The sequence below is a fragment of the Serratia plymuthica NBRC 102599 genome (genome assembly GCF_001590925.1).
GTDB lineage: Bacteria > Pseudomonadota > Gammaproteobacteria > Enterobacterales > Enterobacteriaceae > Serratia > Serratia plymuthica.
In genome coordinates this window covers 97,310-120,746 of the sequence record NZ_BCTU01000026.1, presented here as the reverse complement: position 1 = coordinate 120,746, position 23,437 = coordinate 97,310, and the positions used below count along the sequence as shown (strand labels likewise).

Here is a 23,437-nt window from a genome sequence, read left to right as displayed (position 1 = left end):
AAAACGCAGATACTGCTCGTACTCTTCTTCACCGTAGAACAGGTTCAGCAACGGCGTTTTGTAGAACGACTGCCACATTTCCCCCAGCAGGATGGGGCGACGCGGGACATAAATATTCTCGATAAGGTTGTAGCCGGTGGCCATCAGCATGAAACACAAGAAGAAATAATTAAACCGGCCGCGCAGGAAAGAACCCTGGTGGGCAACGTAGTAAAACAGCAGGAACACCGACGCCACGCTCGCATAGCGGCTCGCCGCCTGCAATGAGCTTGAACACAGGAAGACAAACACCACCAGCCACGCCGCAGCGTTTTTGATATCTCCGGCCTGGTTGCGCATCGGATTGCCCAGCATATACCCGCCGAGGAACAGCGCCGGGAACAGGATAATCAGGAAGTTAATCATCCCGTTGGCGTTACCGCTGGTCAGATAGTCGCTGGCATACATGCCCGAGGTATAGACGTCCGAGTAGCTATTGATGCCGGAAATCGTAATATGCGACAGGATAAACGGCAGTGCGAACTTGGCGGTCACCAGCGCAATGGCGCTGAACAATACCGTCAGCGGGCGGTTCAAGCGCATCAGCCTGCTGCACAGGAAAACGCCGACCAGCAGCATGCTGGAAAAGTGGGTCAGCATGGCGAACAGCATCAAGCAGATGGCAAGCGTTTGATTTTTCTTATGGCAAAACAGCGTCATGGCGAGTGTCATCACGGCCATAGAGAAACCAAACCGCAGCCCCATGGCGATAATAAACGGGTTGATCAAAAACAGCACCGCCAGATGCAGCAGGACAAACTGCCGGGAGGAAAACGTCTTGCCGGAGTGCAACATGACAATATTCAGCGCGGTGAGATAACAGTAGACCGACAGCGCGGTGTAAAGCCCCGGAATAACGAAAAAGGGAATGCCGAGCGTTTTGAAAATGTAAAAGTTGGCATAAAGAACGATGTCCACCTTACCCTGAATCACATCCGTCAGCGTGGTGGCCGAGGTGATGGCCGCGTAATTGGCAAAGTGGCGATAGAGATCCGCCAACGGCGGGATCTTGATGAAAAAGAAAAAAAAGCACAGCGCTATCAGCAGATAGGCCATCGAGTTTTTCTTTCCTGGACGCAGCGTGGCGATACTCTGTATCAAAGCAAATAGCGGCACCGTCAACAACAGCACGCTGCCGATCACCGTAGAACGTTCAAAGCGCATAATCTTCCTCTGGATGGGTTCGCCCTTCACCGCACATCACACATGGCCCTTCAGAAGGGGACGCCACGGAAAAACAGGTTGCGGATGATATTTTTCATATAAACCCCGGCCATCAGGCCGCTGTTTACGTAGACAATGCCCTTCAGACCGTACACTACGCCCGCCAACCGGCTCTTGCCGTCGGTAATGATGCGCGAATCAATACAGGTGTGGCGCAGACGCATAATCTTGCGCGCCCGGGGCGATATCTGCGGCATCAGCCGCCTTTCGAACAGCATTTTGTTGCGATACCCGATAATGCCTTTCGGGCTGGAGGTAATGCGTTCGCCGTCATGGTCGTTATGTACCGCCAGGCGTTCATGCAGCGTACCGATGCGCGCCCCGGCCGCCAGCAGCCGATACAGGAAAATATGGTCCTGGTAGCGCGGAGTGTTGAAAAAGCCGCGCACCGCAATCGCCGCGCTGCGCCGCATCATGATCATCGGCGTATAGGCTACGCCGGCCAACATAAAGTCTTCCAGGCCATCGCAACGGGCGCGGTAATAATGGTCTGCGTTAATCTGGCCGTTCTTAAGAATATCCATATCGCACAGGCTGACGTCATAATCGCTCTGGCGCATAAACGCCAGTTGGTGGGCAATCTTCTGCGGGTGGTAGTAATCGTCGTCATCCAGAAAAGTGATGTACTCCCCGCTTGAACGCAGGATCCCGCTGTTGCGCGCCAGCGCCCCGCCACCGTTGTGCCGACGCGGATAATAGATAATCTGCCCCTTGTTAATGTAGCCTGCCAGGCATTCGCGGGTTGCCAGGCGGTGCGCATCGCCTTGCGGGTTGTCGTCCACCACGATGATTTCCAACGTGCAGTGGGTTTGCGCCAGCACGCTGTCAATGGCGCGCGTCAGCAACTCGCTGCGGCCATAGGTGGGTATGATAACGCTGACTTTGATGTCCATGGTCTTATTCTGCCTGTAGGGGGGCGAATACATTCACCCCGTTTAACATGGGCGCAGCATGCGGCGCCCCTACTCGATCCGGGAATGGGCAAATACAGCGCCGCTATCCGCGCAGGCTATAAAGCCGGGCCATCAGGTAGTAGGCCAGCGGGCTGCGATAGAACAACCGGTTCTTGCGGCTCAGCAGTTTGCGTTCCTCTGCGCGCAAACCGGAATAGCGGCGTTTCAGTTCGCCGGTTTCCCGCAACGCGTCGCGCAGCCCGAAAAAATCCAGCCCCACCAGCAGACGTGCCTTGAGCGTGGTGACATAAAGGATCGAATACAGCCCATTCCCCGTTCCCAGGCGCCGTCCGCTGTCGGCGCCGGCGATCGCATAATCCAGGTCATCCAGATCGCGCCGCTTTGGCGCTCGCGTAATGCCGTTCGGGTTGGCACGGTATCCCACCAGCGGCGTATCGCACATCACGATGCGTTCCGCCTTCAGGTACAGCTGCGGGATGAGCTGAATATCCTCAAAATTGCGTCCCTGCGGGAAACGCATCTCGTCGAATAACGTTTTGCGGTAAATACGCGCCCAGGCAAACCACATGCTGCGATTGAAGCTGTCCGCCAGCAGCGCCATATGCGTGTCGCGATCCTGCGGGGCAGCATTGCCGGGCACAATGGCCAGGGTGCAATCAGGCTGGATTTGGCCGTTGTTCATCACGGAAAATCGCTGGGCATTGAAAGCCACGATGTCCGCCAGCGGGTTATCCGCCAACAGCCGGCCCAGAATGCTGAAATACCCTTCCAGCAGCACATCGTCGGAATCCAGGAAACCGACATGTTGCCCCTCGGCATGCGCAATGCCGCTGTTGCGCGCCTCGCTCAGCCCCTGGTTATGCTGCCGCAGAATGCTGACCTGCGGTTTCAGTTGCGGGTAACGGCACAACACCTCTTCGACAACGCCGATGGAATCGTCCGGGCTGCCGTCATCCACAATGATCACCTCCGCCCAATCAGGCAGCTGTTGCAGTACCGAGCAAAGGCACGCCTCAATGTAAGCCTCGACCTTATAGACCGGAATAATCAGGCTCAGGGTGGTTTTCATGATCGGTTATCCTTTCTTTTCTGTTTGACGTTGCACCTCTACCGCGCTGCTGCCCATCGACGACAACTGCGCGTCGATCTGCGTCTTCCCTTGCGCTCGCCAGCCCGCAGGCAGATCGAAACGCGCCGACATCGGCCGATAGTAAGGGTTGGCGATCAACACCAGACCGCGCTCGCCGTTGATAAACAGCCGCGCCGGGATAGCGGTATTGTTGCCCTGCAGCAAGAGGCTTTCGCCAGACAGCAGGTAGGGATTAAAGCTGACAATCTGCTGCGCTACGCTGGCCACGCCTCGCCAGACCGCATCGAACTCCCGCTGGCTGAAGCCGCCGCGTTGGCGCTTGTAGAACAAGTCGGTATAGGAATAAAACAAGATGCCCTTCGCGCCGCCAATCAGGCCCAGCCAGGCCTGATTGCGCATCTCCGCCTCGGTGGGCTGGCGCGGTTTGCGTTTTGGCGCGTAAGCGGCGTGATCCATGATCTGCATCACCAGCCAGGCGCCCTTGACCTGGCGCGCGACCTGGCTGGTAATGCGCGTGTATTCCAGGGTTCGCGTCAGATCGGCATCTCTGCCGACCGGGTAAGGATCGCTGGCCAGCACGTCCGAACTGTTGAAATAGGCGTTAAGCGTGCCGGTCTTGTCCAGCACCTGGAACGTCAAGTGATCCGGATCCAGCCGTTTCACCTGCAGGTGTTTTTCTTCAATCTGCGGCACATACTCCGGCCCCAGCTCATCGTTGATGTACCAGGCCAGCAGGTTCGGTTCATGTTTGAACTTTTCGACGTAATTCGCCGTCAGTTGCGGGTAACTCAGTTTGGTTTGCGGCGCGAACCGGGTGCCGGGATACAGGTCTTTCAGCGAGAAAATCACCTGCAAACCATATTGCTGCGTTTTGCGGAAATAACGGTTCGGATCGCCCACGGTGCCATAGTTGTAATTCAGCAACGTGTTGAAACCGGCATCGCGGATGCGCGCCAGGTGCTCATCCGTCGCCATCTCACCGTACATGTAAATGCCGAGCGGGAAGAAACGCTTCCCCTGTTTCAGGGTATAGCCCTGCGCATCCAGCGCCACTTTCGGTTGCGGGCGGCCGACGCTGATCGGCATCTCGCTGCGCTGGCTGCGCTGAGTCGCCACGTCCGTCACCTGCTGCTGCAGGCGGTATTCCCCGGCGGCCAGCCCGGCCGGCAGCGTGAACTCTACCTGCTGTTTCCCTTCAATGCGGTAACGGCGGCTGTCGCTTTTCACGGCGGCACTTTTTCCGTCGACCAGCGTACTGTCCACTTGCACCTGCTGCGGATCCACGACCTCGATCAGGCTCGATGCCGCGCCGTTGCCTGCGCGCATCTGGTACAGCGCCGGCGCAACCGGCTGCCGACAGGCGTAAACGTCGTCAAACCAGGCGCTGCCGGTCGTACCGCGGCGCAGATAAACCCCCAGCACCACCTTTACCGCCCGCGCCGGCACCCTGAAATCGCCGGTGACCGGTTGCCAGCCGCTGGTGCCCAGCACGCCCTGCGGGTAGCTGCCCGCCAGAAAGCGCCCCTGCTCGTCGTAGCTTTCGACAAACACCGTTGCACCCTGGTTGTCGCCCTTGCCCTTCAGGTTCTCGCCGCGCACCCAGGCGCCGAAAGCCAGCTGTTGGCCCGCTTTGACCGACAGCGTCTGCAACATGTTGTGATAGTTGGCCGGATTGTGGTTTTGATAAAACAGGCTGGCCTGGCCGGTATGGCCGCCGGACACCACCTCTGCGGAAGCCAGCGACCAGCCCGCACCGCCTTGCTCAAAGCCGGGGTTAGCCAACAGGTTGTCGCCGCAAGGCGCGGCATGGGCCTGCACGGCCAGCCCGACGCCCGCCAGCAGGCAGGCGAAAGAGAGCTTGCTGATATTCATTGTCGTTTCATCACTGCGCTGTACAGGTAGGAGAAGAACAGGTAGCAGGACTTCTGGTAGGACAGCCCCAAATGGCGACGATAGATTTGCCACTGCCAGTCCGCCGCCTTGATTTTGTTGCCCGACAACGACTGGGCGGAAAGACGGTAAAAAGCCAGCGGTTCAGGAATGCAGTACGCCAGACGGTTGCGCGCTTTTTCCAGCACCGACAGCCACATCACATAATCCTCATGCCCTACCTTGCTCTGGTAGATCTTGCCCACCCGGCGCTGGTTGTACATGCCGGTCAGGTTGCCGATCCAGTTGCTTTTCAGCATGTCCTTGTAGGCGATAATCTCGCCTGCGCCACGGTAGTTTTTCACCAGCGCCAGATCATTTTCGAAGGTGTAATAATGCGAACACACCACGTCGTAGCGGTTGGTCTTCAGGACGCCGACCTGGCGCGCCAGCTTGTTTTCGCGCCAGACGTCGTCGCTGTCGCAGAAAGCGATATAGTCGCCGCGCGCCGCCTCAATGGCGATGTTGCGGGTTTCGGCCACGCCCTGGTTGGTGTTGTTGCGAATGTAGGTCAGACGATCGTGGATGAAGGGTTTAACCACGTCTGCGGTGTTGTCCGTCGAAGCATCGTCGATCACATACAAATGGTAATCCTGATAAGTCTGGTTCAACACACCCAGGATCGACTCTTTGATAAAACCGGCGGCGTTGTACGCCGGCATAATTACTGACACCTTTTCCATCTTAACCTCCAGCGATAAGCTGTTGCCATTGGGGATATATACGTTCAGGGATGTACTGTTGCGCCCGCTCCAGCGAATGCAGTGAGAAGCGCTTACGCAACTCGCTGTCCGCGATCAGCGCCAGGGTGCGTTGGCTAAAGGCAGCGATATCGCCTTCCGGCACCAGATAACCGTTGCCGCCATCGTCAATCAGCTCGGCGGGGCCGGTCTGACAGTCAAACGCCACCAGCGGCAGGCCAAAGCTCATCGCTTCAATCAGCACCATTGGCAGCCCTTCATAACGGGACGTCATCAACAACATTCCGGCCTGCCGGTAGTGACTGGCGATATCCGGAGTCGCCGGCAACAACTTCACCTGTTCGCCAAGGCCGGCTGCATCGATTTGCCGCTGCAATGCGGCGCGATCCGGGCCGTCGCCGACGATATGCAACTGCCAGCCCGCCGCTTGTTGCGCCGTCCGCTGCCAGGCCGCAATCAAGCGGTCAAAGCCTTTCTGGTAACACAGCCGCCCCACCGCCAACGCCACCGGCTGCGGCTCCTGCTGCGGCGGCCGTATCGGGAACGGCGAGACGTTCTCGATCACCCGGCATTTATGCTCGGGCACCCAGCGGCTGATGGTGGCCAGATCTTTCCTGGTCAGCAGCACGGTGTGGTCACCCAGCCGGTAGACCAACACCTTCAGCCACTTCATCGGCCAGGCATACTGGTGGAAACTGACGTGTTCGCTCAGCAGCAGGCGGCTATGCGGGCACAACAACCGCAGATACGGCACCATGATCGACGAGAGCTTGCCCATAGATACGGTGACTATCACGTCATAGCGCCCGCGCCGCAGAAACCGCGCCAGCCGCCAGGGCCACAGCGGCGACCTGCCTGACATGAAGCGCAACGTCACTTCGGGTTCGAGCGGGTAAAACGCCCGATCACCGCTGATCGACACCAGATCCACCTGATGGCCCAAACGCGCGGACAGCGCGTTGGCCAGGCTGCTGGCTACCCGCTCGGTACCGCCTTTTTCGGCGATGTTCTCAATCACGATCGCTACTTTCCGTTGCTGCATATCATCTCCGAAACCCCTCACGGGCTGTGCGCAACAGGCGTCCCCCTAACGGAAACAGCCCCAGTCTGGCCAGGCAGTCGCCGTACAGTTTGATTGCCTTGAACTTGCTGCTCAGAGCGTGATGCTCCGCGCGCGATGAGTAATAGTTGAACGCCTGCAGATTCTCGCTGTACAACGAAGCCAACAGGTGTTTGCTGGCAAACCCACTGATATAGCGGCCGCTGGCGTTCAGGTAAGCGTCAATAAACTGTTCACTGGCGTCGATGTTCATCCGGCTGCGATCCGTCGCGGCATCGCCGCAACGGATGAACACCCCGAGCCCCTCGTCAAAGGCCACCCTGGCGCCCAGATTGGTGGCATTGACCAAAAACCCCCAGTCCTGGTATTTGTAAAGGAACTCGGGAAACAAAAAACGCCGGTCATCTTTTTTACGCAGGCTGATGGCGGAAGTGCGAATATCGCCCATATCGAGAAATAAAAAATCCGCCCCCGTCGCCCCCTCTTTGTAATCAAATCTATAGCTGCGGATATTCTTGTCATTCACCGTGCTGTAATTGCCGAAAACAATGTCCAGCCGGGTATCCTGGTGGCGTTTCAGCCGGCGAATAATATAATTGGTGCTGAAGAAATCCTCCGGTTCCAGAAAGAAAACCACCTCTGCACGCGCCAGGCGGAAGCCGGTATTACAGGACGCCGCCGTGTTACTGCGCACTTTATTTTCATGCAGGCGCGCCCGACGATTAGCGGCCAATAAACTGCGCATTTTTTCCAACTCTTCTGGTTCTGACGCATCATCAACCACAATAATTTCATAATCGAACCCGAAACAGGCGTTGGTCATACGGACTAATGTTGCGGCCAGACTGGCTGAATTATTAAAAGCGGGCATGACAATTGATAAGTCCATTTACTACCTCAACAATATATTATCATCTGGCAAAACAGTGGTAATGCCAGCGGAATAGTTTGTTATCCCAGCATATCCTTGCCCGGTTATTCCCCCCCATCCTGCAACGATTAAAATACGCGCAGCCTACCGGTCATTTAATTAATCCTGAAAATAACTGCCCCACTCCTGTTCAATGGTTTCTGGCATCAGCTTTTGCAACCCGGCCCCCGGGGTAAACGTCAGTTCGCCAAAATAGATACGCTCTTGCACCTGATAAAAATCCACGCGCACATAAGAGAACTGCTCCGCTACCTGCCGTGCCAGGAGCAGCATTTTCTCCAGCCTGCAGGGTTTATCCATGGGCACTTCACTGTTTGGCACGCCCATGCGGATCTCGGTGCGGTTCCAGTCGGCGTCAAAAAAATCTCGCCGATGGTCGATAAAGCGCTGGTAATCTATCTGGATGAAAAACCGAATGTCTCCGCCCTGATTAAAGCAGTGGATCTTGATATCATTCGGCGTTTGCCCCTCTTCCAGCAGCATTCTCTCGACCATGATGCACGGCGGGATATCCTTATAATGACGCTCGCGGTAAACCTGATAAAAACTCTGCCGCAGCCAGCTGTTGGTTAACACCCGTAACTCATTGAAGCTGGTTTGGCTTTTATCGAACACCAGTTTGTTATAACCGCTGCCGTGGTTTGCCTTGATCACGAAGGCGTCAGGTAATGCCTGATACATTTCCTCGGTTAATTGATTGCCGTGCGCATAAAGATCGATCAGGTATTCTTTCCCCCACAGCTTTTCAATATAGTCGCGCACCCGATATTTGTCGGACAGTTGAGTATATATCGCCAAAGGATAGACCTTTCTGCGCATTAATTTTTCGCTATATCTTTTCGGCTGCGCCAAATGCGGTATTTTCCGAAAAAACAAGGCATATTTTAACTGATGATATAACGCGTCGGGCATATTACGGTAAAAACCCTTCACCAGATTATTTAACATAGATTTCTCGCACCTTCCCTATTAACTGAGGTAAACAACGGTAGCAGGTCAACTGCAATCTCGTAATTTGCCCTCTTCTGAAGAAGCCATTAAGTACAAAGAATGAAATAAACTCCGTTATCAGGGTTGAAACCGCCGCACCTACTATGCCGTAACGCGGTATCAACGCCAGATTCATCAGCACGTTGGCCAACGCGGCCAGCGGCATTTTTATCGCTATAAATCGATAGCCCCCAAACAGCACTATCGCCCGATAGGACACGGTGCCCATCACCGAGAACAGCGACGTCACCGAACACAGCGCCAAGATGGTGGCGGTTTCGCGATAGCTGTCGCCAAACATCAGCGCCACGATCGGACCTGGGAACAACGACAGCAGCAAGATCACCGGCATGGAGAGCGACAACACCACCAGATACAGCAACCGGATACGTCCTTCCTGCTCGGCCAATGAGCGGGCATTCGCCACGCCCGGCATCATTGAGGTGATCAAGGCAATGGGGACGAATATCCATCCCTGGCTCAGGGTAATCGCCGCGCTGTACAAGCCGACGCTGTGCTCGCCCAGTACGTTGCCGATCATGATCTGATCGATACGCGTGTAGACGACGATCGACAACCCGGAGACCGCCAGCGGCAAACCTACCTTTAACAGATAACGACCATAGCGCCGCTTGTGACGCCCGCTGATCGCCCGCATATCGCCCTGCTCGCGGCGAAACAGCACCCAACGCACGGCGTACGGGATCAGGCTGCTCACAACATAGGGCACGGCAAACCATTCCAACGGCAATTTGGCATGCACCAGCGCCAGCCGCAGAATGATTGACAGCAACAGAGCCAGGTTGTTGATCAGCGTGTTCAGCTTCGATTTCAACAGCGCGTCGTAATAAATCTTGTAGACGTCCTGAATAGAGAAATACGCACTGGCGAGCATCAACAACATCATGATCTGACTGGTACGATCCTGCGTCAGCACAGCCCAGGCCATCAGCGGCACGGCGATCAGCGCAAAAAGCTGGCGCCGCAAACGCATCGAGGCCATCATCAGCCGAATACCGCTGCGCCGCCGCTTGGCGACGCGGTTGAACAACACCGCATCCGCCCCCAGTTGTACCAGCGGCACGGCAATGGCGATCACCGACAGCAGATAGTTAATCAGACCGTATTGCGCCGGCCCCAGATAACGCGCTACGTACACCGAAACGAAAATCCCCGAAAGGCTCAGCGATATCCGTTCCAACATCAGCCACAGGGAGTTCATCAGCATCGCTTTCATGCGCGACTACACCTTTTCCTGATGGCTGGGGTAAGCAAAGGCGTAGTAGCCGGCGTCAGTGGCGGTTTTTTTCACCATGCCGTTCAGGATCACCCCTTTAATCGCCACGCCGTTCTGCTCGAAACGACGCATGCTGATTTCAATCTGCCGGACGGTGTCGACCTCAAAACGCACCACCATCAGCGCAGTGCCGACATGGTGACCCACGATGGCGGCGTCGGTCACCGCCAGCACCGGCGGCGTGTCGATCAGCACCAAATCGTAGTTCTGCCTCGCCCACTGCAGGAAGTCGGCGAAACGCTGATGCATCAGCAGTTCGGACGGGTTCGGCGGCACCTGGCCACGCGGCACAAAATCCAGATTGGCGATAGCAGTTTTCTTCACCGACTGATCTGGCGCAATCAACCCGGACAGCATGTCCGACAACCCGCCCTTGGCGCTGTTGTTGAACCAACGGTGCAGGAATCCTTTGCGCATGTCTGCGTCGATCAGCAGCACCCGTTGGCCCGCCTCGGCGATCACCACCGCCAGATTGGTGCTGGTGAAACTTTTCCCGCTGGCAGGGCTGGCGCCGGAGACCATCAGGATATTGTTTTTGGCCTCCATCATGGCGAAGTGCAAACTGGTACGCAGGCTGCGGATGGCTTCGACGGACAAATCCCCCGGCTCTTCCTTGGCCAGGATCGGCAGCTTGTCACCGCCATTTTTGACCAGTAGCTGCTGCTGAGTGCGGTTACGTTTTTGCTGCCACGGCGACAACGGGACCGTGGCATACACATTGATACCGCGCTTTTCCAACGCCTCGGTGTCACTGACGCCCCGCTGGAGCGCCGCGCGCAATACCACAATCGACGCCGACAGCACGCCGCCCATCAACAGCGCGAAGAGCACGATCATCGCTTTTTGCGGTTTTACCGGCCGCAGACCGCTTTCCGCCTCATCGATAATGCGGATATTGCCCACGGTGCCCGCTTTGCTGATGCTCAATTCCTGCTGCTTGTTCATCAGTTGCATGTATACCTGCTGATCCACCTGCACATCGCGGGTCAGACGCAGAATTTCCTGCTGCGTTTTCGGCAGCGTCTGCACCTGTTTACCGAGCCGCGCCTTTTCCGCCTCCAGCGTGGCGCGCTTTTCCAGCAGAGCGCGATAGGCCGGATGCTCACGGGTATAAAGCTTGGAGATTTCCGCTTCTTTGAAGGTCAGCTCATTCAACTGGGCCTCCAGTTGAACCTGAGTATCCAGCACCGATTTGGCTTCCAGCGTCAGGTCCACCGAGTCGTTCTGCTGACGGAACTGGTTGAGCTGATTCTCGGCGTTGTTGAGCGACGTCTGGGTGCGCGGCAGCTGTTCGTGCAGGAAAGCCAGCATGCGCTGCGCTTCCTCGGTTTTGCGATCCACATTCTGTTGCAGGTAGTTATCGGTGATGCTCTTGAGCACCGCTTCGGCGCGCTGCGGATCCTCGCCGGCCAGGTTGAACGTCATAATGCCGCTTTCCTTGCCGCCAGGGGCAACGTCAAGCAGGTTGCGAAGATCGTCCACCGCCTGCTGGCGCGGCACGTTGACCACGCTAAACTCAGTGCCCGGCAATGCCTCCAGCGCAGTGACGTTCATCGCCCAGGCGCCCTGCTTCAGCGGTTGTCCGACGGTGCCGCTGAACAAGTTCTTCCCATCATGGCTCAGGCTATAACGTTGCTTATCCTGCACGGTCAGGGTCAGTTCCTGGCCCTGCATCGCCGCAGGCACCGTCATCCCTGAGATGAGCAGCACCGGCGGCGGTTCGCCGCTCAGACGGGCCAGCCCCTTGCCGAACAGCGGAAAGTAATCCGGGCTGATGCGCACCGTCAAACCGAGATCGTCCACGGTTTTGCCAATCACATAGCGTGATTTCGCCAGCGAAACCTCATCTTGCGTCGCCGAATTCTGACCCATCGAACCCATCGAGTTGTCCAGCGTCTCGCGCAGCAGCGAATCGCCCGAAAGCTGTTTTTCCACCTGCACCAGCGCGGTCGCCTGATAGATCGGCGTCGCCATCAAGGCATAGGCACAGCCCAGGACACCGGCGACACCGGTCACCAGCAAAATACGCCAACGGTTATCCCACAGCGGGCCAATCAGCCGTTCCCAGTCCAGTTTCTCGTCCTGCTCGGCCATCACAATCGGCATTGCATTATTCTTCATCATCGGTGTTCCTTAAGTCAGCGTGGCGGGGTTACCAGTTACGTATCCGCAACGTGGCCTCGCTGAGGTCGTTAAAGCTGGAAATCGTCGGTACCAGCTGGCTTATCAAGCGGTTCCAGCGCGCAATCGGCGCTGCGGTGACGTACACCACGTCATAAGGTTCCAGCTGAAATTCTGTGCCCATCGCCAGTGCAGCAGCATCAGACAGGTCGAACTGGTACAAAGACGCCAGCCGCTGCGGCTGTTTGCCGCCGTTCGGGCGGATCACGAACACGCCGGTGGCATCGGCCACCGTCTGGCTGATGCCCTCTGAACTGCCCAACGCCTCCGTCAAGGTCATGCCGCTGCGGTCCATTTTCAGCGTCGCCTGCTTACCGACCTCACCCATCACAAACACCTTCAACTCGTCATTGCGCGGCACATACAGAATGTCGCCCGGCTGCAGCAGTTGGTTCTGGCCGGTATCGCCGCGCTGCATCAGCGCCTGCAGGGAGATGGACTGTTCCTTGCCCTGGTGAGTCAGCACCACGTTGCGCCAGTCGGCGTTGTCCGTCAGGCCGCCGGCGGCGTTAATCGCATCGAGAATGGTCAGCGGCACGTTGGTCACCGCCTGCTGCCCTGAGGTTTTCACTTCGCCGGTCACATACACTTTCTGCGAGCGGAAAGCGGCAATGCTGACGTCCACCTGCGGGCTTTCCACATAGCGTGCCAGCCGGTTGGCGATCTGATTGCGCACTTCGGTGACGGTTTTTCCCACCACCTGCACCCGGCCGATATACGGGTAGAAGATCGCCCCGTCGGCATGCACCCAGTTGCCGGTATCGCTGGCGCTGCGGTATTGGCCGGCAGGCGTGGTCAGTTCCGGATGATCCCAAACGGTGACGTTAAGCACGTCGCCGACGCCGATGCGGTATTGGTAACTCTGCAAGCGCTGGTCCAGCGCCGGGTTTGGCCGGGCCACCGGCTCCACGCGGCGCATTTTTTCCAGCAACATCGGCGTTACGCGGTACACCTGGACCTGCTTATCCAAATCGAAGTCTTCATCCTGCTGGGTGACTTTGGCTTTCCCTTGAGTAGGCAGGTGCGAACCTGGAAATGTCGTGCAGCCGCTAAGCAACGCGGTGGACAACACCAGCGGCATCAAATGAGGTAAGTGAAGGTTCATGACAGTACCGTGAAAAAACGGGCCGCCGTTGCGGCCCGTGGGAGGATTAACGATCGGCGGTAGGGTTATCGGTAAAAATCGGTGCCTGACGCGGTTCATGCAACATGACAAAGTAACCGAAGAAGCAAAGTACAAAGGCCACCAGCATCTGGTAGTCCGGCAGTTGCAGGACCTCGCTGCAGATACCGACGCAGGCCAGCGTCACCGCCAGCATGCAGCTCATCGCCAACGCCTGGCGCGCATTGAGACCACGCCGCATCAGGATGTGATGCAGATGGTCACGACCGGCCTTGAACGGGCTCTGACGGCGCAGCAGTCGGCGCACCATGACCGTCACCATATCCATCAATGGGATAGCGATCAGCCACAGCGCGGTCACTGGCCGTATGACAGCGTCCTGCCCCTGGGTGGCGACGATCAGCAACCACAGCACGCTAAAACCAATCACCATGCTGCCGGCATCGCCCATGAAAATCTTGTTGCGCGGACCGAACATGCTGAGGTTGAACAACAGATAGGCCGCCAAGGCCGCGATCAGGCTCAGGCACCACATCGCCAGTTTTTCTTGCCCCGCCAGACCAAACAGAATCGCCAGTGCGATAAAAGTGACGCAGGACAACGCGCCAAGCTGGCCGTCTATGCCGTCAACCATGTTATAGGCGTTAATCGCCCCCCAGACCGCCAGCGGTGTGATCAGCAAGGCTATGTAACCCAGCATCAGCTCCTGATGCCCCCACAGATAGCCGAAGGAAGTAAGTTGCATCCCTGCCGCCAGCATCATCGCCAGCGCGATCCCTCCCTGCACGATGACGCGCGGCGCCACCGGCAGATCAAAACGGTCATCAAGCACACCCAACACCACTAACGCCGTGACGCATAACAGGTAGATATTGCTGTGCGGCAACCATTCCGGTTGCCAAAACGTCACCAGCATGAGGGTGAGATAAATGGCTATTCCGCCAACCAGCGGTATATGCCCCTGATGACGCTTGCGGGCATTGGGTTTATCCACCAATCCCACCGCCAGCGCAGCACGGCGTGCAATAACCACCAGCGTCAGCGCCAAAATAAATATTATGCTCAGTTGATATAACATTATTCCTCCAGCGAATAAGCACGCTACCGCCCTTGAGTTACAGCTCCCAATGCGCTATTAACAAAAACAAAATTGACATCGCCAGGATATAAGTCAGCATAAGCTCATCCTGTTAACTACAGATTCATCCGAAAAATAAAAGGCGTTAACGCATGAGAAATATATCTCTAGGAAAACTCATGCTTAATGGTTCTTTCGATTGCCAAATTAAGTTCAACCGGCGCCTCGAAATTGTTTTGCACATTGCTTTTAAATTGTGTTCTGGCGCAGAATTTTTGTACTCTCACGCGGCTAATAGGGAATTTACGGTGACTTATTTTACTCACCACATCCAATGCCGCAGCGCCGCAGATCCCGAATATATAAGGAATCCGAATGGTTTTGTTCTCTCTGCCCAATGAAGACGAAATAACGTCGACCAGTTGGTTCATGGTGAAATCCGGTTTATCAACATAATTGCTGACCTGATAACTGGCCTGCTGATCCAGCGCATACTCCAGCCTGGCTGCAATATTCTCGACATAAGCCATGGATTTCATATTATTGCCGCTGCCAATCATTACGAAACGGCCGCTGGCGATCTGACGGAACAGGTTATAAACGTTGCCGCGATTATTTTCGCCGAATACTACGGTCGGACGGATAATGGTCAACTTATTGTCACCGTCGGCCTTGCGCCAGGCTTCGTAGACATACTCCGCTTCCAGCTTGGATTTACCGTAATGGTTAAAGGGTTCAAAACGCCCTTCTTCACCGGTTTCCTGGGTAACGAACCCGTAGACCGCCACGGATGAGGTAAAGATAATCTGTCTGATGTTCAGCGAAGAGGCCGTCATGCAAACATTACGCGCGCCCTCGACATTAACCTGATAATACAGCGAGATCGGATCGACATTATCCTGATGCTCTGCCGCAAGATTAATCACGGCATCACACCCCGCCAGTGGCTGCAGTAAGGTCTGCGGCTGGGTTACATCGCCAAACTGATAGAGCTCCGGAAAATGTTCGCTTTGTTTCTTGTCTACAATCGTCAAAATCAGATCGCTACGCGCACTCAGGCGCTTAACCAAACGCGTTCCGATAAAACCGGAACCCCCGATGATAGCTACTTTACGCTTATCCATATTTGTCACTCAGCCAAGTTTTCCATTAATTCCCACCGCAGAATTGAGGCGAGACGCTTAATACGCGTTAGATCATGGAAACCAGACTGGACAAATCGGCCCAAGCTTTCAAATAACAAATAATGAAATAACAGTATTTGCTGAATGTAAAATTATGGGGAAAGATGAAATGTCGGCGTAGACTAATTTTTAACTTCGTAAGCAACCTGATATTGAATGCTTTTATTCGGCAGAATGAGATTAATCTTACCTTTACCCTTGGCCTCTGAAATTTCGTATTTCACCGGCTGTTTAAACTTCCCCTGTTTAGGATCGATGCACTCGATGGTCGCCTGCTCCAGGTTTTCGCCCTGATAAAGGCAAAGCAGCGTTTGCGGGCCGTTAGATTGGGGGTTGTTCAACGTCAGGGTAAGCACCACGCGGGTGTTGTTTTGTATATCATTGATAATCGGTGGACGAGTTTGGTTCCCCAGCACATAGGAAAAATGTGAAATAATCAGCAGTGAGACAAACACCGACAGGTACTTCACCACTCTGACGGCAGGAACGGAGAAAAAACCCGCGGATGCAGTCATTTTATTTCTTATTGTTGTATTTTTCAGCGGTACGGATACCACAGCAACAGGTGGCCCGGAACTCGTAATCGCTTCCTCATGCGTGTCTATTTTCTCGGCGCTAATTTCATCGTCTCTATTTCCACTTTCAGATATTTCCGCTTGAAAATCTTCGTTAATATTCCCAGAAACTTTCCATATTTCATCAACACCATATTCATCCTCCTCCGATATAAAGTGAAAAGCGGCCTTGTTTTCCACCTTATAGCCCAGGCGTGGAATCGTTCTGATAAGCGTATGTTCAACATCACCTATTTTCTGACGAATTGATTTAATTGTTTGATTTATCGTCGAATCTGAACAATAAGTTCCTTTCCATATATTTTCTATAATTTCCGTACGACTAACCAGTTCAGGGGATCTGGCGACCAGAAGTGAAAGTATCTGATACTCCTTCCAACGCAGGCGAAATTTTTCCCGGGAAGGTGTCAGAACATCTAGATTCCTAATCTTTATTCTTTTATCAAGATTCACTTTTAATTTCCTTAACGTGCCTGTCCTGCACACTTTGTATAGAAATATGAAAAAATGTTCAAGAAATTAAATGTAAACTCAACAGGTTGTATTCATTGGATGTTTATTTTTATAAAAATTCGCTGATTTCATTTTTTACATCACCTCGAATACCAAAGATCCGATTCTCAGAATGTTCTCTTTTTCCCTGTTGGTAACATGGTTTCTTTTCATGTTTACCGGCAATAAAAATCAGCCAACAGACTGATTTAAAACAAAAAGCCCGCATATGTTATAACTTTGTTGGTTAAGTGAAATTGTGAAATTCACCCGAAAACCTGCAAGTATCACCTGTTTTTCCACCTAATCCGATTGCCAGATAGCCTACAAAAAGCCAGCAAAAACAGAATGAGAGTTATCTGATTTAATCACTTCACGAAACAAAGCACCAAATACAAAGACATATTTTCAATTTGGCTACACAACCTTCAAATAATGAAGATCTCTGTCACTCACCATAACAGGCTATGTCACCAGCATGCTTTATTTCTGTAAAAATTCCGACAAGAAAATGAAAATCACGCTAACAATAATATTGTGGAGTATTCTTCATTGAAAAACATGAAGTGAGAGATGCACCTATAAAAAAAGAGAAATTCAGCATGGGGAAATAAGAATATTACCTAAAGGCGGGGAATTTCACTGCGGAAAAACAAACTACGCGGAGAGTAAAAGAAACAGTCCCTCCCCTTTCGGGGAGGAACAAATCGCATCAGGCCGTTTTTTTACGACCGTACACAGCCCAGGTAATCACCACGCACAACAGGTAAAACACCAGGAAAATTTTCATCGCGCCCGCCGGAGAACCGGTCAGCGCCAGGGAAGTGCCAAATGCTTTCGGAATAAAGAAACCGCCGATGGCGCCAATCGCCGAGATAAACCCCAGAGCGGCTGCGGAATCGGTTACCGCTTCGCGCTGTGCGCTTTCGTCGCTCCCGCCTCGAGCCTTAACACGCTCGAGGGTAATTTTACGGAAGATCACGGCGATCATCTGGAAGGTCGAGCCGCTGCCCAAACCGGCGGTAAGAAACAGCAGCATAAAGACGCCGTAAAACGCAATAAAGGACCCCGTATGCCCAGCCCCCGGTAAGGTCAGGAACAACAGTGCGGCAAACACCGCCATCAATACAAAGTTAATCAGCGTAACGCGAATACCGCCAAACCGATCGGAAAGCGCACCGCCAACCGGCCGTGCCAGGGCGCCGAGGAACGGGCCGAAGAAGGCATAATGCAGGATCACCACATCCGGAAACTGCGTCTTCGACAACATGGCGAAACCGGCGGAAAAACCGATGAAGGATCCGAAAGTGGCAAGATACAGCAGGCTCAGCATCCACAGATGGCCGCGCTTGAGCACCGGCAGCTGTTGTCTGAGCGAGGCCTTCGAAGCCGCCAGGTCGTTCATGCCGAACCAAGCCGCCAGCGTGGCGATCAACAGGAATGGCACCCAGATCCACGCGGCGTTCTCCAGCCACAGTTGACTGCCGTCCGGCTGAACCTGGCCCGTGCCGCCAAAAACGCCGAACATGGCGATGGAGATCGCCAACGGGGCCACCAATTGCATCACGCTGACGCCCAGATTGCCCAACCCGCCGTTCAAGCCTAATGCGCCGCCCTGCCTGGCCTTTGGAAAGAAGAAACTGATGTTGGCCATGCTGGAGGCAAAGTTGGCGCCGGCGAAGCCGCACAGCAGAGAGATGATGACAAAAACGCCATAGGCCGTAGAGGTATTCTGAACCGCAAACCCCAGCCACAGGCAGGGGACCAGCAGTAAACAGGTGCTGATTGCCGTCCAGCGGCGGCCGCCGAACATCGGGATCACGAACGAATAAGGCACGCGCAGGATGGCGCCCGAAACGGAAGGCAACGCGGTGAGCAAAAAAAGCTGGTCGGTAGTGAAATTGAAACCGACCTTGTTCAGATTGACCGCAACCGCGCTGAACAGCATCCAGACGCAGAAGGCCAATAACAGGCAAGGAACGGAAATCCACAGGTTGCGACTGGCAATCGCCTGACCACGCTGTTGCCAGAACTCGGTGTCCTCAGGTTGCCAGTTCTGAATAACCGCACCTGTTTTTTTTGATGATGACATTGCAGATTGCGACATAAAAACCTCAGAGACAGGGTGATAACTCCGCACACCCTAGGTGGCGGCCCCCAGGTCAAAGTTGATGTAAATCAATCGGAGTGCAGGTAGTCATGCGCGGGAAACGCACCGACATCCCTTTATGAGTAAGGGGCCACCCCATAAAATATAACTATAAATCAATTAGTTGAAATTTACACTGCACCACTGATGCCCGCCCGTAGCGGCGCATGGAAACTAAGGGTTACTTCGTTAGAGGTATGGGGTTGCCTGCAACTATGGTGAAAAATAACGCCAAATCGTTACCGCCTTCGCTGGCACCGCCTGCTTTCGCCCTCTGGTTTCCAGCCGTCGCCACACTCTACCTCCGGGGATCCAAGCAACATGAAACGCCTGTTAGCTCCACTTTCCATCGTTAATCAGGTGGCCATGCTGATGATACTGCTAGGCATATTGGGCATCGCCGGAATGGGCATTTCCGCCTGGATGTCGCAGAGCATTCAGGGCAACGCGCATGCCATCAATAAGGCCGGCTCGTTGCGTATGCAGAGTTATCGCCTGCTGTCGCAAGTTCCGCTGGATGCTCGCAGCGAAGCGCTGGTCCGCGAACTGGATCAGGCTCAAGACAGCCCTGATCTTCAGCGTTCGCTGGAACAAGAAGAGATGACTGAACAATTTCAGACGCTGCATGATTATTGGCAGCTAACCCTGCTGCCGCAGTTGCGTCAGGCTCGGCACCCGACCGAGGCTGCGCCGCAGGTCGCGCATTTCGTCACCCTGCTGGATAAGCTGGTGTCCGACATTGACCGCCAAACCGAACGGCGGCTGTTGATGGTGACGCTGGTACAGGCGGTATTTATCGCGCTGACGCTGCTTTTGTTGGTCGGTACCATTTGTTACCTGCGCCGTCGCCTGCTGCATCCGTGGCGGCAACTGGTGGCGATGGCGCTGTCGGCGGGCCGTGGCGATTTCAGCCGGCGTTTTGCCCAACGCGGCCACCAGGATGAAATGGCCTCGCTCGGCGGCGCGTTAAACACCATGTCCGACGAACTTGCCGCCATGTACAGCGGGCTAGAGCAACGGGTGGCGGAAAAAACTGCCGACCTGCAACAAAAAAACCAGGTGCTGAGCTTCCTCTATAAAGCCAGCCGCCAGTTGCACGGCAATGAGCCGCTGTGCAGCCGCCTGACGCCGATACTCAATCAACTGCAAAGCCTGACGCCGCTACGGGCCATTCAGGTTCGCCTGTACGAGAACAACAGTCAGGAACAATTCGTACAATTGAGCGGCAACCTGCCGCTACGGCCGGAATACTGCACCAACCCGGTCTGCAGCGCCTGCCTGAACGACGATGGCCAACAACACGCCCATCACCCTTCCCTGAGCTGGAGTTTAAGCGACAAACTGGGGGATTACGGGGTGATCGTCGCACAGCACCTACCGCAACAGCCGCTAAATGACGATCATCGCCAGTTGGTTAACACGTTGGTAGAACAACTGACCAGCGTGTTGGCGATTGAACGCCAGGTCGATCATCAGCAACAGCTGATGTTGATGGAAGAACGCGCAGCGATTGCGCGTGAGTTGCATGACTCCATTGCTCAGTCGCTGTCGTGCCTGAAAATGCAGACCGGTTGCCTGCAAATGCAGGGCGCGGAGCTCTCGCCCGCCAACCTGGCGCTGGTGCGACAAATGCGTGAAGAACTGAACATCGCTTACCGCCAATTGCGCGAGCTGTTGACCACGTTCCGCCTGCGCCTGACCGAACCGGGGCTGCTGGCGGCGCTGCAGTCAACGGTACAGGAATTTAGCCAGCGGCTCGGCGTTGCCATCGATCTCGATTACCAGTTGACGCCACGCACGGTGCCTTCTTATCAGGCTATTCACCTGTTGCAGATTGCCCGCGAAGCCTTAAGCAACATCAATAAACATGCCCAGGCCAGCCGGGTAAGCATCCAGGTGGTCAATCGACGAGGTGAAGTTACCCTGAGCGTCTGCGATAACGGACGCGGGCTGCCGGAAGAGACCGCCCGCCCCGATCACTATGGCCTGATAATTATGCGCGATCGCGCCAAAAGCCTGCACGGCCACTGCGAGATTTTACCCTGCAGCGGCGGCGGCACTGAAGTCCGGGTGGTATTCAAACCGGACAACCACGCCATCGATTAATGAGAGAAACCATGACGACTGAAACCGCTGCCACCATTTTACTGATTGATGACCATCCGATGCTGCGTAATGGCGTAAAGCAGCTGATCGCTATGGACCCACGCCTGCAGGTGATTGCCGAAGCCGGCAATGGCGAACAGGGCGTCGCGCTGGCCGAAGAGCACGATCCTGATCTGATCCTGCTCGACCTGAACATGCCGGGCATCAACGGTCTGGAGACGCTGGATCGCCTGCGCATGACCGCGCTATCGGGCCGCATTGTGGTGTTTAGCGTCTCAAATCACGAAGATGACGTGGTCAGTGCTCTGAAACGCGGTGCCGACGGCTACCTGCTGAAAGACATGGAGCCGGAGGATCTGCTGAAGGCCATGCATCAGGCGGCTGCGGGCCAGATGGTATTAAGCGAAGCCCTGACGCCGGTCCTGGCCGCCAGCCTGCGTGAGAACCGCCCCAGCGCCGAACGCGATATCCAGCAACTGACGCCGCGTGAGCGCGATATTCTGAAACTGATCGCCCAGGGCCTGCCGAACAAAATGATCGCCCGCAGGCTGACGATCACCGAGAGTACCGTCAAGGTGCACGTCAAACACCTGCTGAAAAAAATGAAGCTGAAATCGCGCGTTGAAGCCGCCGTCTGGGTATTGCAGGGGAAAAACGGTTAATCCTCGCCGTTCAGTGGCCCGGTCTGCGCCGGTATCGCCGGCGTTTGCAGGGTTTTCGCCGGCGGCAACCCCTCGTCGGTGCCGGAAGACAGCGTCAGGGGCGGCGTCACTTGCAGCTGGATCCAGTTGGATGTCACTAACTGGTGTTTATCGTCTTCCAGCGTAACCGATAAAGAGTAACTGTTGCTTGCGCCTGGAGAGGCATCCCACTTAGGCACGATCAGGCTCCAGCCGTGCGGATCGTTACCGTTTTGCGGCGGCGTCAGGCTCAGAGCCTGGGTATCCCCCTGCCAACTGACGCGGGCGATTTTGTTGGCCGCTTTGATTTCAAGCACCAGCGGCAACGTTTCCCCTTCCTTCAGGCTCCACGGCGGCGTAGCCAAAAACACCTGCAGCGTTTTGCGTTGTCGGAACGCCAACACCGGGACATTTTTGCGTTCGATATTGCCATAGCGGCTACCGCGCAGCGACTTGGCCTGCGCAACGTACTCCGGCGATATCTGTTTCACCAGGGGAACACCAAGCCGGTAACTCAGCGCCAGTTCGATCTGATCCTGGCTCACCCCGCCTTCGCCCATTTTGTGCAGCGCTTTCACCGTCACCAGCGGCACCGGCGTGTAATTCACCCCAAACTGCATGGCACGCGGATCGCTTTGCTTTTTACCGCTGCCGAACAGATCGACATTCTCCCCCCAGTACTGCTCATAGCTGAGAGAACCGCCAATCTGGCGGTAGAATGGCAGGTAGCCTTGAGTGGTAATGTCATAACCGTTCGCCGGTCGGCTGAGGAACACCGCGTCATTTTTCTGCTGCGCCAGCGCCGACAACGGATAGTAATAATTGGCGGAAAAACGCAGGAAATCGCCCCAGGCTTCGGCGCCCACGCTGGCACGGTTGTGCCGGCGCTCAAAATCGCTGTCGAGCACCGTGTTATACCCCAGCAGCCAATCCCCGGCGACCCAGCGTTGCCCAATCCCCAGATTGCCCAGCGAACCGTCGTTTTGCTGCAAAAGACCGAGCTGGCTGTAAGTCAGCAAACCGTTGACGTCATACAAAGGGCTGAACAGTTGGCCGCTGCTGCCGGCAAAATCCCCCTGATTGGACACCGCCAGCGACAGTTTGGCGGTGCCCAGCGGCGATAACAGCTCCTGCGCTTGCTGCTGCAAGACGTCGTTTGCCTGACCCAACACATAGTTCTCGGCGCGGGTACGCACCTGCTGGCCGGAAACGTTATTCAAATTACGTTCACCCAGCTGTTTGGCCATGGTGGCCCACTCTTTCTCACGCGCAGCGTCGTCCTGGGCGTTGCCGCCAAGCTCGGGTAAATCATTGCCCGGCGAATGAGCGAGGGAATCGGGTGCCGGCGGGGATTCAGCCTGGGCGGGCAACGCGCCGCAAAACCAGGCAAGTAGCCACACCAGCAGCGCCGCCGGTAAACTGCCGGTCAGGCGAGGGAGAAAATGAACGGCTTTTTTCACTCTGCAGCGTGTTTTTTGTCTAACGTCAGTCATTACTCTGTCGCCATCCCCTCATCCGGAGAGCAAGGCGCATCAATCCTTTTTTTGCTGCGGCCACTCCAGGCGGCAGACAACTCAACCTTCGCACACTCTGACACAGGGCATTTATCCCCTTTCAAGGGCCCAGCGCCAAAACGCATCATGAATACCCAAGCCTAGTGGATTTGTGATGAGAAACCATCGGATAAACCTCAG

The 23,437-nt window shown here is 55.3% G+C and carries 18 protein-coding genes; 2 read left to right on the top strand and 16 right to left on the bottom strand.

What is annotated here, in order from left to right; translation table 11 throughout:
• From SPL01S_RS18530 to SPL01S_RS18460, 15 genes are all read right to left on the bottom strand, one after another.
• Positions 1–1,203: EpsG family protein (locus tag SPL01S_RS18530; RefSeq protein WP_063202044.1), on the bottom strand; the 1,203-nt coding region annotated here is incomplete at its 3' end.
• A gap of 50 nt (positions 1,204–1,253) precedes the next feature.
• Positions 1,254–2,156 carry a glycosyltransferase family 2 protein gene (locus SPL01S_RS18525; RefSeq protein ID WP_063202041.1) on the bottom strand — a complete coding sequence of 301 codons (903 nt, stop codon included), beginning with the start codon at positions 2,154–2,156 and terminating at the stop codon, positions 1,254–1,256.
• A 103-nt stretch (positions 2,157–2,259) separates the two neighbouring features.
• Positions 2,260–3,246 carry a glycosyltransferase family 2 protein gene (locus tag SPL01S_RS18520; protein ID WP_063202037.1) on the bottom strand — a complete coding sequence of 329 codons (987 nt, stop codon included), beginning with the start codon at positions 3,244–3,246 and terminating at the stop codon, positions 2,260–2,262.
• A 6-nt stretch (positions 3,247–3,252) separates the two neighbouring features.
• Entirely contained in the window at positions 3,253–5,139 is a 1,887-nt protein-coding gene (locus SPL01S_RS18515; protein WP_063202034.1) for a hypothetical protein, read from the bottom strand.
• The gene (locus tag SPL01S_RS18510) at positions 5,136–5,879 is read right to left on the bottom strand and encodes a glycosyltransferase family 2 protein (RefSeq protein ID WP_062871136.1); all 744 of its coding nucleotides are present in this window, start codon (positions 5,877–5,879) and stop codon (positions 5,136–5,138) included. The genes SPL01S_RS18515 and SPL01S_RS18510 overlap by 4 nt, the downstream gene beginning before the upstream one ends.
• Position 5,880: 1 nt before the next feature.
• Entirely contained in the window at positions 5,881–6,939 is a 1,059-nt protein-coding gene (locus tag SPL01S_RS18505) for a glycosyltransferase family 4 protein (RefSeq protein ID WP_063202031.1), read from the bottom strand.
• A 1-nt stretch (position 6,940) separates the two neighbouring features.
• Positions 6,941–7,846, bottom strand: coding sequence for a glycosyltransferase family 2 protein (locus SPL01S_RS18500; protein ID WP_004945816.1), 906 nt, complete (start codon positions 7,844–7,846; stop codon positions 6,941–6,943).
• A gap of 141 nt (positions 7,847–7,987) precedes the next feature.
• Positions 7,988–8,836: an ATP-grasp fold amidoligase family protein gene (locus SPL01S_RS18495; protein ID WP_063202027.1), complete on the bottom strand. Its 849-nt coding sequence runs from the start codon at positions 8,834–8,836 to the stop codon at positions 7,988–7,990.
• Positions 8,826–10,115: a flippase gene (locus SPL01S_RS18490; protein WP_063202024.1), complete on the bottom strand. Its 1,290-nt coding sequence runs from the start codon at positions 10,113–10,115 to the stop codon at positions 8,826–8,828. Before SPL01S_RS18490 ends, SPL01S_RS18495 begins: the two co-directional genes overlap by 11 nt.
• Positions 10,116–10,121: 6 nt before the next feature.
• Positions 10,122–12,299: a polysaccharide biosynthesis tyrosine autokinase gene (locus tag SPL01S_RS18485; RefSeq protein WP_063202020.1), complete on the bottom strand. Its 2,178-nt coding sequence runs from the start codon at positions 12,297–12,299 to the stop codon at positions 10,122–10,124.
• A 28-nt stretch (positions 12,300–12,327) separates the two neighbouring features.
• Positions 12,328–13,461: a polysaccharide export protein gene (locus tag SPL01S_RS18480; RefSeq protein ID WP_063202017.1), complete on the bottom strand. Its 1,134-nt coding sequence runs from the start codon at positions 13,459–13,461 to the stop codon at positions 12,328–12,330.
• Between the two features lie 46 nt (positions 13,462–13,507).
• Positions 13,508–14,557, bottom strand: coding sequence for a UDP-N-acetylglucosamine--undecaprenyl-phosphate N-acetylglucosaminephosphotransferase (wecA, locus tag SPL01S_RS18475; protein ID WP_062871141.1), 1,050 nt, complete (start codon positions 14,555–14,557; stop codon positions 13,508–13,510).
• Positions 14,558–14,724: 167 nt separating this feature from the next.
• The gene (locus SPL01S_RS18470; RefSeq protein ID WP_004945832.1) at positions 14,725–15,681 is read right to left on the bottom strand and encodes an NAD-dependent epimerase/dehydratase family protein; all 957 of its coding nucleotides are present in this window, start codon (positions 15,679–15,681) and stop codon (positions 14,725–14,727) included.
• Between the two features lie 182 nt (positions 15,682–15,863).
• Entirely contained in the window at positions 15,864–16,769 is a 906-nt protein-coding gene (locus tag SPL01S_RS18465) for a transcriptional regulator (protein ID WP_063202014.1), read from the bottom strand.
• A gap of 751 nt (positions 16,770–17,520) precedes the next feature.
• Entirely contained in the window at positions 17,521–18,915 is a 1,395-nt protein-coding gene (locus tag SPL01S_RS18460) for a NarK family nitrate/nitrite MFS transporter (RefSeq protein ID WP_063202010.1), read from the bottom strand.
• A gap of 363 nt (positions 18,916–19,278) precedes the next feature.
• On the opposite strand from SPL01S_RS18460, the gene narX reads away from it, so the two are divergent.
• Positions 19,279–21,063 carry a nitrate/nitrite two-component system sensor histidine kinase NarX gene (gene narX / locus SPL01S_RS18455; protein WP_063202006.1) on the top strand — a complete coding sequence of 595 codons (1,785 nt, stop codon included), beginning with the start codon at positions 19,279–19,281 and terminating at the stop codon, positions 21,061–21,063.
• Positions 21,064–21,074: 11 nt separating this feature from the next.
• Positions 21,075–21,725, top strand: coding sequence for a two-component system response regulator NarL (gene narL / locus SPL01S_RS18450; RefSeq protein ID WP_006326049.1), 651 nt, complete (start codon positions 21,075–21,077; stop codon positions 21,723–21,725).
• Here narL and SPL01S_RS18445 read toward each other — a convergent pair.
• Positions 21,722–23,236 carry a YchO/YchP family invasin gene (locus tag SPL01S_RS18445; protein ID WP_063202003.1) on the bottom strand — a complete coding sequence of 505 codons (1,515 nt, stop codon included), beginning with the start codon at positions 23,234–23,236 and terminating at the stop codon, positions 21,722–21,724. The two genes, narL and SPL01S_RS18445, sit on opposite strands and share 4 nt — an antisense overlap.
• Positions 23,237–23,437 lie beyond the last annotated feature (201 nt).

Excerpts from the sequence above, each read along its gene's own strand:
- SPL01S_RS18525 (WP_063202041.1), bottom strand. The coding sequence starts at position 2,156 with ATGGACATCAAAGTCAGCGTTATCATACCCACCTATGGCCGCAGCGAG.
- SPL01S_RS18520 (WP_063202037.1), bottom strand. The coding sequence starts at position 3,246 with ATGAAAACCACCCTGAGCCTGATTATTCCGGTCTATAAGGTCGAGGCT.
- SPL01S_RS18515 (WP_063202034.1), bottom strand. The coding sequence starts at position 5,139 with ATGAATATCAGCAAGCTCTCTTTCGCCTGCCTGCTGGCGGGCGTCGGG.
- SPL01S_RS18510 (WP_062871136.1), bottom strand. The coding sequence starts at position 5,879 with ATGGAAAAGGTGTCAGTAATTATGCCGGCGTACAACGCCGCCGGTTTT.
- SPL01S_RS18505 (WP_063202031.1), bottom strand. The coding sequence starts at position 6,939 with ATGCAGCAACGGAAAGTAGCGATCGTGATTGAGAACATCGCCGAAAAA.
- SPL01S_RS18500 (WP_004945816.1), bottom strand. The coding sequence starts at position 7,846 with ATGGACTTATCAATTGTCATGCCCGCTTTTAATAATTCAGCCAGTCTG.
- SPL01S_RS18495 (WP_063202027.1), bottom strand. The coding sequence starts at position 8,836 with ATGTTAAATAATCTGGTGAAGGGTTTTTACCGTAATATGCCCGACGCG.
- SPL01S_RS18490 (WP_063202024.1), bottom strand. The coding sequence starts at position 10,115 with ATGAAAGCGATGCTGATGAACTCCCTGTGGCTGATGTTGGAACGGATA.
- SPL01S_RS18485 (WP_063202020.1), bottom strand. The coding sequence starts at position 12,299 with ATGATGAAGAATAATGCAATGCCGATTGTGATGGCCGAGCAGGACGAG.
- SPL01S_RS18480 (WP_063202017.1), bottom strand. The coding sequence starts at position 13,461 with ATGAACCTTCACTTACCTCATTTGATGCCGCTGGTGTTGTCCACCGCG.
- wecA (WP_062871141.1), bottom strand. The coding sequence starts at position 14,557 with ATGTTATATCAACTGAGCATAATATTTATTTTGGCGCTGACGCTGGTG.
- SPL01S_RS18470 (WP_004945832.1), bottom strand. The coding sequence starts at position 15,681 with ATGGATAAGCGTAAAGTAGCTATCATCGGGGGTTCCGGTTTTATCGGA.
- SPL01S_RS18460 (WP_063202010.1), bottom strand. The coding sequence starts at position 18,915 with ATGTCGCAATCTGCAATGTCATCATCAAAAAAAACAGGTGCGGTTATT.
- narX (WP_063202006.1), top strand. The coding sequence starts at position 19,279 with ATGAAACGCCTGTTAGCTCCACTTTCCATCGTTAATCAGGTGGCCATG.
- narL (WP_006326049.1), top strand. The coding sequence starts at position 21,075 with ATGACGACTGAAACCGCTGCCACCATTTTACTGATTGATGACCATCCG.
- SPL01S_RS18445 (WP_063202003.1), bottom strand. The coding sequence starts at position 23,236 with ATGACTGACGTTAGACAAAAAACACGCTGCAGAGTGAAAAAAGCCGTT.